Source organism: Levilactobacillus sp. (assembly GCF_022646225.1).
Taxonomy (GTDB): Bacteria; Bacillota; Bacilli; order Lactobacillales; family Lactobacillaceae; genus Levilactobacillus; species Levilactobacillus suantsaiihabitans.
The window spans coordinates 76376-94180 of record NZ_JALCJA010000007.1; the positions used below are offsets into that span (position 1 = coordinate 76376).

At 52.2% G+C, this 17805-nt stretch carries 11 protein-coding genes, 1 pseudogene and 1 CRISPR repeat array; of the genes and pseudogenes, 1 reads left to right on the forward strand and 11 read right to left on the reverse strand.

The features are described from left to right. Position 1: 1 nt before the first annotated feature. The 11 genes and pseudogenes from cas6e to LKH74_RS11500 form a co-directional block, all read right to left on the reverse strand. Positions 2–673, reverse strand: a complete 672-nt coding sequence (gene cas6e / locus LKH74_RS11450; RefSeq protein ID WP_287708465.1) for a type I-E CRISPR-associated protein Cas6/Cse3/CasE — start codon at positions 671–673, stop codon at positions 2–4. Between the two features lie 2 nt (positions 674–675). Continuing rightward, positions 676–1386, reverse strand: coding sequence for a type I-E CRISPR-associated protein Cas5/CasD (cas5e, locus tag LKH74_RS11455; RefSeq protein ID WP_287708464.1), 711 nt, complete (start codon positions 1384–1386; stop codon positions 676–678). Further along, positions 1367–2440 carry a type I-E CRISPR-associated protein Cas7/Cse4/CasC gene (cas7e, locus tag LKH74_RS11460; RefSeq protein WP_287708463.1) on the reverse strand — a complete coding sequence of 358 codons (1074 nt, stop codon included), beginning with the start codon at positions 2438–2440 and terminating at the stop codon, positions 1367–1369. The genes cas5e and cas7e overlap by 20 nt, the downstream gene beginning before the upstream one ends. Next, positions 2433–3053 carry a type I-E CRISPR-associated protein Cse2/CasB gene (gene casB, locus LKH74_RS11465; protein WP_287708462.1) on the reverse strand — a complete coding sequence of 207 codons (621 nt, stop codon included), beginning with the start codon at positions 3051–3053 and terminating at the stop codon, positions 2433–2435. The genes cas7e and casB overlap by 8 nt, the downstream gene beginning before the upstream one ends. Next, positions 3053–4768 carry a type I-E CRISPR-associated protein Cse1/CasA gene (locus LKH74_RS11470; RefSeq protein WP_287708461.1) on the reverse strand — a complete coding sequence of 572 codons (1716 nt, stop codon included), beginning with the start codon at positions 4766–4768 and terminating at the stop codon, positions 3053–3055. Before LKH74_RS11470 ends, casB begins: the two co-directional genes overlap by 1 nt. Continuing rightward, positions 4761–7526, reverse strand: a complete 2766-nt coding sequence (gene cas3 / locus LKH74_RS11475; RefSeq protein ID WP_287708460.1) for a CRISPR-associated helicase Cas3' — start codon at positions 7524–7526, stop codon at positions 4761–4763. The genes LKH74_RS11470 and cas3 overlap by 8 nt, the downstream gene beginning before the upstream one ends. Before the next feature lie 360 nt (positions 7527–7886). Then, positions 7887–8216: a CRISPR direct-repeat array (repeat unit 25 nt; unit sequence GGATCACCCCCACACCTGTGGGGAA). A 144-nt stretch (positions 8217–8360) separates the two neighbouring features. Further along, positions 8361–9296 (reverse strand): alpha/beta hydrolase, encoded by a 936-nt coding sequence (locus LKH74_RS11480; protein WP_287708459.1) that lies wholly within the window; start codon positions 9294–9296, stop codon positions 8361–8363. Between the two features lie 290 nt (positions 9297–9586). Further along, entirely contained in the window at positions 9587–10498 is a 912-nt protein-coding gene (locus LKH74_RS11485; protein WP_287708458.1) for an ROK family protein, read from the reverse strand. Further along, positions 10482–11957: pseudogene (locus LKH74_RS11490) on the reverse strand (6-phospho-beta-glucosidase). The gene LKH74_RS11485 and the pseudogene LKH74_RS11490 overlap by 17 nt, the downstream one beginning before the upstream one ends. Before the next feature lie 359 nt (positions 11958–12316). Further along, positions 12317–13468 carry an ROK family transcriptional regulator gene (locus LKH74_RS11495; protein WP_287708506.1) on the reverse strand — a complete coding sequence of 384 codons (1152 nt, stop codon included), beginning with the start codon at positions 13466–13468 and terminating at the stop codon, positions 12317–12319. Between the two features lie 22 nt (positions 13469–13490). Further along, the gene (locus LKH74_RS11500; RefSeq protein WP_287708456.1) at positions 13491–14891 is read right to left on the reverse strand and encodes an MFS transporter; all 1401 of its coding nucleotides are present in this window, start codon (positions 14889–14891) and stop codon (positions 13491–13493) included. Between the two features lie 480 nt (positions 14892–15371). Between LKH74_RS11500 and yicI the strand changes: the two genes are divergently transcribed. Beyond that, complete coding sequence (yicI, locus tag LKH74_RS11505) at positions 15372–17660, forward strand: alpha-xylosidase (RefSeq protein ID WP_287708455.1); 2289 nt, start codon at positions 15372–15374, stop codon at positions 17658–17660. Positions 17661–17805: the final 145 nt, after the last annotated feature.

The following is a 17805-nucleotide window of genomic DNA, read 5'->3' on the forward strand; positions in this document are numbered from 1 at the left end:
ATTACGCCTCCGGAATTACCGTCATTAAGCCCATCCCGTATGCTTTTTCGCGACCAAGTCCTTGGGTGAGTGTTTCCTTGAAGGCCGCAACATCATTAATGCGCAAGAGCCCTTCAAAGGTCACTCGACTCAGGCGGACTCCTCGGCCAGCTCGCCGATGAAGCGTTGGCCACTCCCGACCAACGATGTCAAATGACCAAGTCGGCGCACCATCCGGATTTTCCGCCGCGACATTTTGAATCAGACTAAAGCCAGCTCTTTCTGCACGATCAATCAACCACTGTCTTTGCTGTTCAACGGTAATGTGGGGAACGACGCGACCTTGTTTCCTCCCCGGCACCGTAATCGTGTGCGTCGGATTGGCCGTCAATCGAAACTGCAACAGTTGACCTTCATGCAACTGGTCTAGCAAGTGGTCATACGGTTTTGTCATGATCGTTCCCTGTACACCGTACGTGGCGAGCTTCTCCACATCGGGCTTTTCTTCACTCAAAACGAGTAAATACCGCCGCCCGCCTAGCTGGTCAATCCGCCACAAATGTCGTAACCGTTCATGGGCAGCAATTTCAGCTGGAAAGCTTTGTTCGACCCAATTGTGATAGGCGCCCAGGTGCGTCAAATCTCGAGTCTTCGCACGGTTGTTACTGTCGATTTCTACTCTTGATAGGTACATGCTTACTCCTCTCCGAGCGCAGTAAATGGATCGTGCTGGGTGTCCAGGTCACTGCTCTGCGCGTCTAATTGATTCAATGGAACCGTTGTCCTGGCAATGTCCCGAAAGCCGTGTTGTCGATCCCGCTGATTAAAGGAAATGACCCGGTCCTTAACCAACGCACTCGACTTATCAGCCAGCAGACCGGCATCGGCAATGATCTCCAAACTACTGTCCTGCTGTCTTCGTTGATACCAAGAAGCCGCTTGCCACTTCAGGTCTTGTAACACGGCGACTGGTGCCTGGTCAGCAAACTCTTGCATCTCCAGCACCCCTGCCGGCGCATTGGACCGTCTTCCCAAAAACAATTGGAACCGCGGATGTTTAAGTGCAAACTTGATGTTATCAATTACCGCGTCATCTTCATGACCCAAGGCCACCACAAAGACGGCATCTTGAAGATAATCGCGATAGGTGATTTTTCGCGTATCCTTTTTCCATTCGACAGTTTGAAAATCCGTCAATTGGCGCCCGACCTGATCGATTCGCACCGCAAAGCTTAACTGATTCAGCGTCAGGATACGTTGGTCATTGCGGCGATAGCCCAAAGCCGCTGCTACCATCCCCACCACCGCACTCTTAGTGGGATAATCGTTGGTCGTCCGCCGGGCAAAACTGGCTTCATTCCCATAGGACTGCAATGGTGCCGTTAACTTAATCGTTAGTGTCTTCATCCTGCATCACCTCTGATAACTTGGCCGTGACTTGATCCAGAAGCTCAGATAACTTGGCCACAGTCGTCCCAATTTGTGAGTCCGCTTTACCCAAGACAAAGTTCGCGACTGGTTCGTCAACGTATGCTTGTGTTCGCTGGTATTCGCCTTCCAGTCTCGTCACTGACGGCGCAACGTAACCGCTGTGGGAAACGACCGGATTCTCAAATGCAGACACTAAGTTGACTGGCGTGTCCTGCCGAATCGTCACCATCACGTAGCTAGGCAGCGTTTTATTGGCAAAGGTATTCTGCTTACCAGTCGGCATCGACAGCAAGAAGTCCTTGATAAAGTCGGCCGTTCCCTTAATGGCGTCCGTCACATTCAGATTGTGTGCCAGCTCATTCAGATTCACATTGGCATACCGGTAAAGGGTTGCGGAATTGAAATCAATCGTGCCCAGCATTGCCGCTCCGGCATTATCCTCTGGTTGTTCATCATCCAGCGCCGTAAAGTAATCGTATTCGGGAACCACTTCATGGGTGGAAATGGCGTGTGCCACTTGTGCCGACGCATCTACATTCAATTCAGGATTGTCTGCCACCATTCGGCCGAATAGCGCCAGGTCCAAGGATTGATCACCTTTCAGGACCTTCTTGATTTCCTTTTTATCCAGTTCCTCATTGTCGATTGCGTACTGGGCCAACTTGGCAATCTGACCACGACTGACTAAGAGCAGGGCGCCCGTTTCATTGTCCTTCTTTTTGTCTACTTTGATGCCGGCCAATTTAAAGACCTCTGCGACTTTTGCCTGCACCGTCTCATCATCCAAAGTTGCGTCCAAGTTTTTCAGTTCAGTCGCGAGCAGATTGGCTGCCTGCTTCGTCCGCTTCCCGGCAGAAACGTGATCTTGTTTAAAGACATCACGAACGGCCTTTTTCCAGCTTTGCGAAGATACCCGGGCACGTGTCACACCACCGTATAATGCGGTTTTCGGGGCGCCAGTGTCATCCCGGTTGATGTTTGATGAAGGTACCGTTTGTAAGACGCTTAAGTCAACATATAGATTAGTCATTAGTGTTCTCTCCTTTTGATTTGGCTGCTTGAACTGAGTAATACTGTTGTCCCCAACGTAACCGGACGCGGCTGGCTTGCTCATAACTGCCTTGCAAGTTATCTAAATCTTGTGCCAGCAACGCATAGTCAATCTGTTGTGCACCCTGGTGGGCCTTTAAGATGCTGACTAGGTGAGTCAGACTATTAATAATGCCTGAAACACTGGTCGTCGCTAGCAACGGCTGTACCCGCCGATCCATGGCGACCCGTAAGTCCTCATCTCCACGTAACCTGCCTAAGACACCAAAGAATGTTTCGCCCACGGCATCTTTTCCCACTGCTGACGCATAAACAAATGCGTCCTGATTGCCTTGCTGGTGCAGCGCGTAAAACCGCGTTGCCGTGTAAACGGCCGTCTCCGCTGCGGTAGGCGCCCCATCCTTGGCGTGACTCAACTGGCTTTCGTCCAGATGGGCCATGATGACTGGCCAAACAGCTTCGGCTCGGTGACTGGTAATCGTTGGGGCATTTCTGAGACTCGCTAGAATGGCCTTATCCGGATTACCATCCCGGTAAAGCGTATTAATAATTTGACTGGTCGCTTTTCTAACCTCACTTGGCATAACTTTCATCACTCCTTCTTCAAATCAAGATCACGCCGGACCTGATACATCAAGCGATTCTTCGCGGTAAAAATATTCAAGGGACCGTAGTCACCATCATTGATCCCCTTAGCGTCTCGTGGCGAGCTGGCACGCATTTCATCATCGACAGCCATTACCACAATCTTTTCCAATTGGGCCTTCCAGCGATTGATTTGGGCATCCCGGTCATCTTGGCCGCTCAATCCACTTAGCCAGGCCTTGAAAGGACTATTCAAGCGTTCATAAAATTTGGCACTCATGCCACTGGCAAACGTCCGGGTATCTAAATTGCGAATTTTTCCCAAATTCACAGCGAAATGGTAGTAGTCCTTGCCAATCGTCTGCGTGGTCTCAATGGCTTCTTCGATTCGCACCGGCCACCGCTCTGTCAACTCCTCATCGAATAGAACGTCGGCTTGCATTTCCAAATCATCCACCACTTCTGCCGCGGGTGATTGGGAAGTGGCATTGCCATCACTCACCAAGGCTACTGAATTCAAGAATAACGGTGCATCCTTTGCAATCAGGTGCTTTCGCTGGAGCGTTCTCAACCAAATAACGATTCCCGGCTCATGCATGTCATCTGCTCTGTGAACATTGACATACTGCCCAAAGTTGCGCCACATTGCGGTTCCCAGAGAACGCAGACTCTTCCCTACCGGTCGGTAAGCACTAGTCTTTTTATCAAGCCTCCAAGTCGTCATCGGCTCAATCAAAGCCCCCTCGTACGCAAACATCGGGATTCCCGCACTGAGGATCGTGGGCCGCCCATTTTCGCGCCAGTCAATATGCAACAGCCGTGACCACGCGGTATAGAGTTCCGCCAAATTATCGGGTAGAATTTGGGTCTTACGCTGCTCAACGTAGTCACGAATCGATGGTACTTCCCAAACGGGCTTTTGCAACGCATAATCCGCGTCTTCTTGACGTACATCTACTAAAATCAAGTTCAACATCAACGTCTCGAACAGTGTTTTCCCCTTCGCAAACACCGGATTAATGCCATAAACCCAGCCCTTGGCGTTAGAGAATTTTTCCTTCGTGACCACCTTGGTTTTATCCGTGACCCCCGTAAAGTTTTGATAGGTGACCACCCAGCGCGCCAATTCATCCAAAGACACTGTGTTCTTGGCTTCCCCAGACTTAGGCGCAAACGTATCCGGCGTATTGGCACTTTCCGAAATCCGCCGATTCATCTGTTGGACTAGCACTTCACCCTTACCAGTAGCCACTTTTCTATTCGCTGGCACCAACGCATCGTAATCCGCAGTCGCCGCCTGATAAAAGGGATGCTCACCCAAAAATTCGAAATCCGCCACGTGAGTCGTTAAGTAAGCCGTCACAGCTGATGAGAAATGACCCGCTTGGTAAAGCTGCCCCCAAGTCGCAAACAGAGTCTCTTTACCCTCTTCGTCATCGAATGTATCCAGATCGAGGTCTAACGTCTCAGGTGACGCTACATCCCCATCCAACCATTCATATTGAGTATTGTTCGCATCCACGCGCGAATAAACCGTTGTTAGAATGGCTAAGAGTAGCCGTAACAAAGCAAAGTCTTGACTGTGCATATCACCGGCCAGTTGCCGATAATCAGCCGCGTTTTTGAACAAGTCAATCAGAGAAACCATCTTTTCTTGATTGGACTCAACCGTCACCACCTTGATCCACGGATCAGTTGCTAAGTTAAATTTTTGACTATCCACCAATATCACCTTCCTTTACATATTTTAAGCCGACCTTTGCGGAATACGTCAGTTGCCAGCCGGCAAAACTGATCGCCAGATTTTCATCCAGTGGCAGCGCCAAGGCACCTCTGAGCCAAACATCGCTCTGCCAGCCAGAAAAGTAGTGACCGGTCAAAGTCTCTAGACGTTTAATGGCCTCGTCAATGTTCGGCGTCACCGCAATCGGCAGGTGAATCACCTGCTGAGCAATTTTCTGTGAAGGGGCCTCGCTTAACCGTTGTCCGTCCAACAGGAAGTCACCTGCATCCGTATGCTGTACTAGGATGACCTCCAGCGTTTCCTTGATGTCCCGCACGGCCGCGGCGGCCTTTTGCTCATTTTGGGTGACGTCGCCCAGATTGCGTTCCAGCCAACCGTGGATCGTGGCATCGGCCGTCGTTTTAGGATTGGCAATCTGATAAACGCGGGCTTTTCTTTTCTCAGCCTTCAAGTGATTCTCGAACTCATCTTTTGCGTCGGCAATATCCGGTACATCATCATCCGTTGCTGAATCATAGACTGCCTGGACCAGCGGTGAAATATCGTCCGGCAGGGCAATCGTATCCTGCAAGAAATGATCCGTCTTCATGAGTAAATACTTGCTATAAATGGCTTCGTTGGCCTCCCCATAGTCGCCCGGCCCAGCGATTCCCATCACAAAGACTTGCGGTACCTCCAGCGCTTGCGGGCGGGCGATTTGGTGTCGATGCAGCCGCCCAGCACGTTGAAGAATTAAATCCATGGGTGCAATATCCGTGTATAGCACATCGAAGTCAATGTCCAAAGATTGCTCCAACACCTGAGTGCCAATAACGACCAACTTATCTGGTCGCTGACCGTGCTTACCAATCGCCGCTTGTAGCCGATTAGCCTGTACCGTTCGATCAGTTGCCAGAAAGGCCGAATGTAAAATCATCGTTGGTATCTCTGCTGGCATCTTTTCGGCCAACGTCTGGGCGCGTTTGACCGTATTAACGATAACACCGGCAACGCCACCGCCGACCAGCTGATTCACGACGTGGACAACGAGTTCTTCATCAGCCACGTTCAGGCGCTGCACCTGTAGCTTAGTCGGCTGCTGATCACTCTGACCAGGAAAAGTGGTCACCTGTTTCAGGTGATGACCGTCCAACAGGCTCAGCAGTGGATAGGCCTGCGTGTCTTCCCAATCTTTTGGTGCATCTAGCTCATAGTGCCGGCCATATTTGCCCTTTAAGTAAGCGTCCAGTAGTTGATTTCGTTTGGCCTTCGGCAGCGTCGCGGACAAAATGACAATTGGCACATGATAGACACCTAGCCACCTCAGCGCCTTATACAAGAATTGATCCATAAAGACGTCAAATGCATGAGCTTCATCAATCACCACGACCTTACCGCTGAAGCCCAAATGGCGGAGGAAGAGGTGCTTTTGCTTCAGGCTCAACAGTAGGAGATTATCAATCGTTCCCACCGTGAATTTTGTCAAAATGGACTTTTTCCCGGAGAACCAGCCATTAACCACGACCTGGCCTGCGCCATCATCGTCATAAATATTGGTTGCGTTGGGCAACGCTCGATACGTCTGGTTAAACTGGGACTTTCCGTGCATCAAGCGAATTTGCAAATTCTCGGCTTGCTGTCTAGCCAGAAAGGCCAACCAATCATCTACGCGATCAAACATAGCATCCGTCGTTGCCTGTGTTGGTAACCCCATGAAAAGGCCATCTCGCCCGGTAATATTCGCCAATTGTTCAACCGCCAGCAAAGCAATCTCAGTTTTCCCAATTCCCATCGGTGCTTCGATAATCACCATTCCCGGGTCTAGCGTCGCACCAATTGCCTGCGTCATCGCCTTCTGGACGGGGCGGGGCTTAAATCCCCAGCGCTCCTGATAGGGGTCGGGGTCCGAATCCGTGAGAGCGACTTGTTGGGGATACCACTCGCCACCGGCATCCCAGGCTGTCATCGCTTTTTGAAAACGTGTCTTGATTCCCTCCTTTGGCCAGGCACAATCCAACGGAATCAAAGGAAATAGTGGCGTCTGTTGGTCATCATCCAAGTGTTCACTGGACGCCAGCCAGTCTGCCATAATGAGGAGCCCTTCTAGGATAACGGCCTGTGGCTGGGTTATGTTGGGGATATCTTTAACCGTTTGGTAGCCGGCTGACTTCAAGCCGTAGTCGAAGAGCTCCTGTTGAACGTCTTGCCAGGGTTGCTGAATTTCCGGGCGAATATCGTCTAGGTAATAGTTGGCTGTGTAATTACCAATTTGATCATCTGGGGGATAGTCAGCTGGTTTACCATGGTGCCCACCAATGATAGCGCCTATCGAATCAGGAACGCCCAAGCCTTCCAAAATTGCCTCCCCAGCCAGCGCATGCGGCGATTCTTTCGTAGAGGATAGGCGTAGATATAACGAATCAAAATCAACAAACCCAACCTGAGTTAACTTTGCTCGTAAGTATTCGTCTAGTGACTTGTCCCGATTGTAGGATTCCTTGGCTTGGAAGGCGGCTGAAATTTTTCCAAAATCGTGAAAAAAGCCCACTAGTTTAACCAGACGTTGACTCTCCGTCGCTGATAACGATCCCTGTAACAATCGCCGCTGGCCCGGACTTAACCACTGATTAAACAAATAATTAGCAACATTTTGTGTGTCCAGCAAATGCACAATTAACGGTAACCAGGCTTGCTGACCGTCTTCGGACCGCTTCTTGGCCCATAATGCTGCTGCACGCTTTGATATTTCCACTGCCATTTTCTTTGCCTACCCTTCCCCTAATTACGGTTCTAATCAGCACTTGAAAGCGCTAACTGACCTGTTAATATTTCTAAGATACAAGTCAATGAGGCTCACGTCAATACCATCAACATCAAAAATAATCCTTATAGAATCACTATTTAAATGTAGAATTAATTTTATGTCTACATCATTATAACATATGTTATATTACTAAACAATTATGAAAACACCCCACACTTGTGGGGAACACATTTATCATGGGCCCTTTATAACATAAGTTATAGGATCACCCCCACATTTATGGGGAATACTGGCGCCTTCACCTATGACCCACATCCCCGTGAGAGCTATCTGTGGAAATAACTTTACACTGAAGAGTCACCCCCACACCTCTGGAGAACACTAGGATAGCACTCGAGGTTTCTTGAGTCAAACAGGATCACCCCCACACCTGTGGGGAATACCCGAGTCAGCGTCATCAGGTCCGGCAGGTGATAGGATCACCCCCACACCTGTGGGGAACACACAAGCTAGTGTGTCAAAAATGAAATTAAGGGGGGATCACCCCCACACCTGTGGGGAATACCCGCTCTCTAAAACCATGTTACCTTGGGTCACGGGATCACCCCCACACCTGTGGGGAATACAAGGCGTTCGCCACCGTTTCCGTCAGCGCTACGGGATCACCCCCACACCTGTGGGGAATACACTAAAGAAACGCCGTCACACCGGGATTCTGTTTTTCCAAAAAGCCATTTTTCCTTTAACTTACTTCTTTGATGCCCTAGCAAAACACCATCAGTAAGGATCCCAAGACTACTAAAAAGTAGATTAAACCTATACCATAATCTACCCTCGCACATAAGGCGCCAAGAAATCAGCCACCAACCGGTCATAGCGCTCCGGGTCCTCCTCGCGCGTGGCGATGTGTGCCGCTACTGGGTCGCGATATTTTTGCTTGGGGCCCGCGGCAGCTTGGTACAAGAGATCCAGGTTTTCGACGGGCACCGTCTCGTCATTGGCGCCCTGAATCAGCAATAGCGGGATGTGGCTCTTGCGGAGCTGATTGGCGATGTCGCCGTCTGCCAAACGGTAGTCGCCCAGCCGCGAGTACTGATCGGCAATTGCCAGCGTCGGTTGCGTCGGCACGTGAAATTCGTGACGCATCCGGAAGCGGGCCTCACCCAGAACGGACGCGTAGCCCGAGTCGGCGATGATGGCCTTGACGTTGGCCGGCAACTTTTCGCCAGCCGTGGCCATGACCGTGGCGGCGCCCATGGAGATGCCTAACATGACGATTTGACTCTGGTCGCCGTTTTTGGCCACGACCTGGTTGACCCATTGCTGGTAATCGTGCCGGTCAGTCCAGCCGTAGCCGATCGTATGACCATCACTCTCGCCGTGCGCTCGGGCGTCGGGCATCAAGACTGCGTACCCCCAGTCGTGAAACACACGTGCCCAGGGAATCATTTGCTCGCGGGCGTGACCCAGGCCGTGCGCCAAAATGGCAACCTTGTCCGTGGGCTGTTCAGCCGCCAACCAACTGGCCCGCAAGCACAGGCCGTCTTGACTGATCTGGGTCCACTCAACCGGGTGGTGGCGCAAGTACCAGGCGTTGTCCGCCGCCGTATTTTCACGAATCGCCCGTTCCTTAGACTGCCGGCGACTCCGGGCGTATGACCGCGTGGCGGATAAATACAGTCCCGCCGCGGCGCCCAAGACACTCACGGCACCCACGGCAGATAGCGCTGCCACGCCGCCGACTACCTTTTGCCAAGTCTTCATCAGTAACGACCCCATTTCTGTTTTTTAGCTACCTCCACTGTACCGAAATTCGGCGATGGTTGCCACTAATTCACTTGGAAAATTCCACACACACTGGGTCTGGTCGCTGAGCCTGGGAAAAACTTTCAGGCTCGTTCGCGTCACCTTTACCTAGCTGAAACGTGCGCCAACAGGCAGCCCGGTTCAGCTTAAAACTGCCAACCAAACAATCCAACCCTGGGATCATTCGGTTGGCAGTTGCAATGCTCGCTGGCTAATCGCCTTTTGGCCCACTCTCCTATTCACAGCTTTCAGGCGCTGGCCACCTTCACCGTGGTATCATCCCCATTTTCCAAATAAAACTGGTACACCGCGCCAATCAGGTTCGCGTCATTGTGAAACTTGCAGGCCGTGATGTCCGCCATCAGCGGGGCGCCGTGTTGGTGCATCAAGCGTTGCACGCGCTGCTGCAAATCAGCCACAAAACCGGGGCGGCCGGAAATCCCGCCACCGATCAATAAGCGCTGCGGATTCAGACTGACGAACAGATTAAACGCCGCACAGCTCAACCAGTGTAGCATATCATCGATACAAAACTGGGCCAGGTCATCCCCCTGTTCCGCCGCCCGATACACGGCCTTGGCCGACACGGGGTGCGTCAATTTTGCCAATCGCCCGTACCGTTCCGCCATCCGGACCGGGCTGCCCAGCTCACTCAACGTCTCACCCTGTGCGGTCATCACCTGGTAGCCAAATTCACCGGTAAAGTTTTGCCGACCGGCCACCAGTTGATGATCCAAAACCACCGCACCACCCACACCGGTGCCAATCACCAGTAAGGCCACATCGGCGACGTCGCGGGCATTACCTTGCCAGGTCTCAGCCAGTGCAGCACAGTTGGCATCATTTTGAATGCTGACGGGGAGATCTAAGGCTTGGCGTAATGCCGTCTTGATTGGAAAACCATTGAGATAGTCTACCGCACTGGTGCCCGAGATTTTGCCGGCCACAGTGTCGACACTCCCCGGTAAACTAATGGCCACGCCCGCAAATGGCAACGCCAACGTTTGCCGCAATTGCACAATGGCGGTCAACAGTGCCGACCAGGATGCTGGCGTCGCAAAATGGTCCCGGCGAATTAGCCGTTGTTGGGACCACACGCCAGTTTTGACGGTCGTTCCGCCAATATCAATCACTAGTAAGGGTTCAGGCTGGGCTGTCATCCGCGTCACCCGCTTTCTGGCCGAGTTCGGCCCCGTTGGTCGCAATCACGTGCTGGTACCAGTAGAAGGAATCCTTGCGATACCGCGCCAAGCTGCCACTGCCGTCGTCATTTCAATCCACATAAATAAACCCATAGCGCTTGGACAGCTGCCCGGTGCTGGCCGACACAATGTCAATCGCACTCCACGGGGTGTAGCCCATGACGTCCACGCCGTCCTCGAGCATGGCCAGTTTCATTTGCACGATGTGGTCCCGCAAGTAGTCGATCCGGTATTGGTCGTGGACGGTATGGTCCGCCTCTAGCTGGTCGATGGCCCCGATGCCGTTTTCCACGATAAACAGTGGTAAATGATAGCGGTCGTTCATCCAGTTCAGCGCGTACCGCAAGCCTTGGGGATCCACCTGCCAGCCCCACTCAGATTGCGGCACGAAGCGATTGGTCACCAGGTCGTGGGCCTCGTTATAAGAAAATTGGTCATCTTCATGGTCGCTGGCCTGCGTCGCAAAGGACATGTAGTAGCTAAAGCCCAGGTAGTCCACGGTCCCCCGCTTCAGGTTGGCGAGATCAGCCTGCGTGATGTCGAGGTCAAAGTGCTTCGCCTGGAAATAACGCGTTAACCAGGTGGGATACTGCCCCTCAACTTGCACATCGGAAAACCAAAACCGCGATTGCATCGCCCGTTGCGCCTTAAAGACGTCTCGTGGCTGGTCGCTGGCGGGGTAAACCGGCGAGAAGGCCACCATCGCTCCAATTTGGAAATCGGGATTGATGCTATGGCCAATCTGAACGGCCAGTGAACTGGCAACGACCTCGTAGTGCGCCGCCTGGTACATCACGGCTTCGGCGTTTTCCCCGGCGTGGACCTGAATCCCGGAATTGGTAAACAGCGTGAAGGCGCGGTCATAATTGGTTTGATTATTAATTTCGTTAAAAGTCAGCCAGTACTTGACCTTATCCCGAAACCGGGTGAAGACGGCCCGAGCAAAGCGCGTGAAGAACGTGATCGTTTGCCGGCTGCGGAAGCCACCATACTGGGTGACCAAGTGGTACGGCATTTCAAAATGCGACAGCGTCACGACCGGTTCAATGCCATACTTCAGGCATTCATCAAAAAGACGGTCGTAAAAGGCAAGCCCGGCCTCGTTGGGTTCTAACTCATCCCCCTGCGGAAAGATCCGTGACCAGGCAATCGAGGTCCGAAAACAGGTGAAGCCCATCTCGGCCAGTAGCTTAATGTCTGCCGGGTAGCGGTGGTAGAAGTCCACGGCCTCATGGTTCGGATAAAATTCATCAGGCTGCACGCCAGCGGTAATGCGCCGCTCTTCTTGGTTCCCCGCAGCGGTCATCACATCGGCAACGCTCAGGCCTTTGCCACCCACATTGTATGCGCCTTCAACTTGATGGGCAGCAACGGCGCCACCCCACAAAAATCCATCCGGTAAAGTTGTTTTTGTCAAAATCGTTTCCTCCTTATATTAGCTTGGTTCACAATAGTCGCTCACGCTGATACCAAAAATGAGCCTGGGCGGTTTTGCCCAGGCTCATTCGCGTCACCTTTAGATAGCTGAAAAGAGTGTGACGACAGGCGGTAAACTGGCGAGCATTAACGGTGCTAGCCGGATAATCTCGGTCTTGGATTATTTGCCTAGCAGTGTTAAGCGGAACCAGTTGCCTGTTGGCGCACGTTTCGGCTATGTGGCAGATATAGACGTGTTTCTCGACCCGTCCGCCCCAGCGTTCCAACTCATATTTGGCGAACGGTAGGCGGCCAGTTCGCACTGTGGTTTGCACTGTGTCCCACTCTCATTCGGTGAAGCTAATGATGAAAAATCAAACGCGTGCCTGGCATATCCAGCACCTGGTGAATGGCCAACGACGCCCCACCCAGTAAGGTGGCGTATTTCACGTCCTTGGACATCACTAGTGGTGGCACCAGCGGCATAAAGCTCAGTTTCATCTGAATGTTTTTCAAAAGTTCTGGTAACTGTTCAACTAGTGGTGAGTTGAAAAAGATCATCTGCGGGTCATAGGCCACGATCAAATCACTGGTCACGATGGCCAGGTGATAGCACAGGTCTTCTAATAGACCGGCAATCTCCGGGTCACCCTGCCCCGCCGCTTGGACCAATTCATCCAACGAGTAGCGGGCAACGTGCTTTAACGTCGCGGCCTTCTTCAACAGGGCCGCCTCGGACCACTCGTGATCAAAGCTGGGCAGCTTGGCCAAACGTTGGCGGCCAGTGCCCTGGATCATGATCTGGCCGATTTCGCCAGCCCGGCCGTAATTGCCGCGATAGAGCTGCTTGTTCAGCAGGATACCCGCGCCGATTCCCTCGTGAATGCTGACGGCGACCAGACTTTGCAGTTCTTGCTTACTGAAGTCCTGCTCGAATACCGCCGCCAGATTGGCCTCGTTTTCCATGATGACCGGCACGTGGTAGCGCTCTTTGAAGGTGCTGACCAGGTCGTAATCATCAAAATCCACGAACGGTGACGTGACGATTTCGTTTTCGTAGACCACACCGAAGATGGCGATGGAGATGGCTTGCAGGCCATTTTCCACGTCAAACGTGGGTAACTGGTCCACCATCTCGACCATCTTGGCCACGATCTCTTGAACGGTCGCTTGCTGCAACGGACTTTCACTATAACTTAGGGCCCGGCCATCCAGTTGGGTGACCAACATTTCCAGGATTTCTCCGGAGATGCTGAAATTGATCACGTAGCCGTAGGTGGCATTGAACGCCACGAGTTCGGCGCGGCGCCCACTACCGGCTTTGGCCGCGACCTCCCCTTGACTGGCGACCAACTTGCGGTCAATAAAGGTCCCGACGATGTCAGACACCGTCACCTTGTTTAAGCCCAGTAATTTGGAAATCTCGTTTCGCGAAATGGGTCCGTGATTCACAATCGCTTGGAGCACCGAGCGCTCGTTGTGATCACGCATCACGTCCTTGTTGATAATCATGCCGTTCACTCACTTTACCTAATTATTCGCCATCCGCATCATTTTCCCGGGCATGCTTTTCTGCCAAGTCGCTTTGCATTTGCTTTTCAATGCCGTCAACGTGGTAGAACATCAGGGCAATTCCAGACAGGGCAAATCCCAAGAGTGGGACCCAAATGTAGTTCAGTTCAATCCCGTGCAGTGCGGAAGCCGTTTGCGTATGATTGGCGACGTAGCCGGTCCCGGATAAAATCCAGCCGGTGATGACCCCACCAATCCCCATTCCTAATTTAGCACTAAAACTGGAGAATGAGGTAACAATTCCTTCGGCGCGGACGCCATTTTTCCATTCGCCGTAATCCACGGCGTCGGCCAACATCACGGCAATCAGGCCGGAAACGTACCCGGTTCCCAGGTAACCGACGATGGTGGCGAAGATAATCATTGGCACGCTCAGGTGAGTAGCGCCCAGGCTCAATAGGAGTTGGCCCACGACCGCGAGAATCATCCCGCCCAACATGGTGTTCCGTTTCCCAATCAGCTTAGACGTCCATGGCGTTAAGACCACGGCCACCAGGGCAACGATTTGTAAACTCAGGACAAAGGAAGCCAACTTGGCGTCGTGCATGTTGTACTTGAAGAAGTAGACCGTGACTTGCGAACGCGTCTGCATCCCCATCCAGTAGATGAAGTTAATGAAGATGATAATTGCCCATGGCCAGTTTTTCTTTAAGGCCTTCAGGGACTGCTTAATTGGAATCGACTGGCGAGAACTCTTGGTCTGGACCCGTTCAGTCGTGTATTTGAAGACGAAACCAAAAATGATGACCACAATGATGCCGACGATCAAGGCCCAGATGAACCAGCCGCGCGCACTGTCCGTGGAGCCGTTACCGAAGTAAGCAACCATCGTCAAGGTGATCCCGGTGATAATGGTGGCGCCGGCCGTTCCCATGAACTGGCGAATCGTGGACAAGGTGACCCGTTCTTGCGGATTGCTAGTCAATGATGGCAAGATGGATGTAATGGGAATATTAACCGCTGAATACAGGACATCGACCCCAATGTAAGTCACGTAAGCCCAAACCAGTTTCCCAGTCAGACTCATATTGGGTGTGGTGAAGACCAACACACAGAAGACGGCAAAGGGAATCGAGAACCACAACCAGTACGGTCGGCTCTTCCCCCACTTGGTATGGGTATGGTCGATCATGATTCCCCAGAACGGGCCGTCAAAGGCATCGACGATCCGGGCGACTAAGAACAGGGTCCCCACGGCCGCGGCACTGATGCCAAACGTATCCGTGTAGAAGATCATTAAGTAAGTCCCCACCATTTGGAAGGACAGGTTGCAGGCAAAATCACTAAAGCTATAAGCAATTCGTTCATTCCACGGGACCATGTTACGCTCGGCCACCGCAGCTTTAGGAGCATTTTCACTCATAAGTACACACCTCGTTAAATTACGATTCTGATATTGAAAACTGAGCTGTCGACGTTCAAGAAAATTCAATTTTCAAATCACAGCATACTGTAACCGCTTCCAGTTGTCAACGCCATTTTAACCGGTTAGTTGTCCTGCCCAACTATTTTATCAGACCGGTGGCCGCGGCACGCTTAGAGACCCGGGGAGTTGCCGCATTCAACCCCGAGTTGACGACCATTTTAAAAAATTTTTCCGGGAACCGGTCGAACCCCCCATTCCCGTCAAAGCCCATGATAACAGTCTTAGCCGTTAATCTTCCGTGCAACCGTTTGTCCTATTTTTCGACTAACCACCTTGTTTCATTTAAGGGACATTGTTGAGGGTCCCTGGTCGCGAATTTTTCTTGATGAAAGCGTTGACATTTGACCGTGACCCACGTAAACTGTGTTTGTCGATTAAGAAATTCAATTTTTTAAAAAATTCAAGAGGTGTTTATCCATGAAATTTACGAATGGTTACTGGCTCGACCGGCCACAGTATCAAATCGAGTCGCCACGGGAAGTCTTTGACTACCGCCAGACCGACAAGCAACTGACCTTGTATGCGCCGTTTAAGTTCATTCACGAACGCGGCGACGAACTGAACCTGGGGATGAGTACGATCGACCTGACCTCCCCCATTGAAGGCGTGATTGGTGTCAAGCTCACGCACTTCGACCAGGATACCCACGGGCCGTCCTACCACATCAACAACCAAAACCCCGACGTCACCATCACCACTAGCGATGAGGAACTGACCTTCACGTCTGGCGAATTGACCGCTCGGATTCCGTTCCAAACGGCCTTCCAACTCGACTTCCTGCACGGTGACCACTTGTTGACCCAGTCACTAGACAAGGCGCAAGGCGTCATCCATGACAAGTCCACCAATACCGACTACATGCGCGAACAACTGAACATCGGCGTTGAAGACAAGGTTTACGGCCTGGGCGAACGCTTCGGGAACTTCATCAAGAACGGCCAAGAAGTCCGCATCGACAACCAAGATGGTGGGACTGCCTCCGAACAATCCTACAAGAACATTCCGTTCTACCTGACCGATGCCGGCTACGGGGTCTTCGTTGATCAGCCGCAACCCGTTGATTTTGAAATCACGTCCGAAAACGTCGACCGCGTGCAATTTAGCACCGAGGGCCAATCCCTGCAATACTACGTCATCTATGGCCCCACCCCACAAGAGATCCTGCACCGCTACACTGAGCTGACGGGTAAGACCCAGTTGCCACCAGCCTGGTCATTTGGTCTGTGGCTGACGACGTCCTTCACCACGGATTACAGTGAAGCCACCGTCATGAAGTTCATCGACGGCATGAAGGATCACGATATTCCATTAGATGTGTTCCACTTTGACTGCTTCTGGCAAAAGGGCTTTGAGTGGTCCAACATGGAATGGGACCGTGACGAGTTCCCCGACCCCGAAGGCCTGATCAAGAAGATTCACGACCGCGGCATCAAGGTCTGTGTCTGGATCAACCCGTACATCGCCCAAAAGGGGAAGATGTTTGCGGAGGGCAAGGAAAAAGGCTACTTCGTCAAACGCGAAGACGGCAACATTTGGCAATGGGACCTCTGGCAAGCAGGCAACGCCTTTGTCGACTTCACCAACCCTGACGCCGTGAAATGGTACCAAGGCAAGCTCCAAGCCCTGATCGACATGGGCGTGGACTGCTTCAAGACCGACTTTGGTGAACGGATTCCCGTCGATGACGCTGTCTTCTTTGATGGCTCCGACCCTAAGCGCGAGCACAACTACTACACCCTGCAATACAACCAAGCGGTCTTTGACACGCTGGCCGCTGCTAAGGGGCAAGACGAAGCAGTGGTCTTTGCCCGTTCCGCTACCGTGGGCTCACAGAAGTTCCCCGTTCACTGGGGTGGCGATGCCCTGTCGACCTTTAAGAACATGGCCGACACTTTGCATGGCGGCCTGTCCTTCCTGAGTTCCGGCTTTGCCTTTTGGAGTCACGATATCGGTGGGTTCGAAGACGGTCCGGATACACCAACCGCTGATCTGTACAAGCGGTGGACCCAATTTGGCCTGCTGTCTTCTCACAGTCGTTACCACGGCAGCAATGTTTACCGGGTACCGTGGAACTTCGATGATGAAGCCGTGGAAAACACGCGGAAATTCGTCAACCTGAAGTTGTCCTTGATGCCTTACCTTTACACGCAAGCCGCCCACAACACGGCTTACGGTAACCCGTTGATGCGGCCAATGTGGTTCGACTTCATGGCCGATCGCACCGCCCACACCCTGGACAACCAGTACATGCTGGGGAGCCAGATCTTGGTTGCGCCCGTCTTCAACCACGAAGGCCACGTCAACCTCTACCTGCCCGCCGGCAAATGGACCAGCATCATCAATGACGATGAAGTCTACGACATTCAAGATGGCAAATGGCTCAGCTTGGACTACGGCGAATTAGACCTGCCTGTTCTGGCTAGAGAAAACACGATTCTCTTACGGAACCCACAAGCCGTTCACGCCGATTACGACTTCACCAAGGACCTCGACATCCACCTGTACGACATGCACGAAGGCACGACCACGGTCGCCGTCGTCAATCAACAGGGCCGAGATGCCGGGAGCGTCACCGTAACCCGTCACGGCAACGAGCTGGCCATCACGACCACCGGCCTATCCGGCAACGCCACTGTCTTGGTCCACGAAAACGGCCAAGTCACGAAGGCAGCCCTGGCTGGCGACGCGGTCACGATCACGCTGTAATTGAATTTGGGATAAATTAATTGAGATAAAAAGAGACTGTCCAAGTAGACAGTCTTTTTTATTGCATTTATTGCAAGCCCTGAAACTGACAAGAATCAGTTGTATCATTTTGATAAGACATTAGTCTAAAGATGAAGAGAGCTCC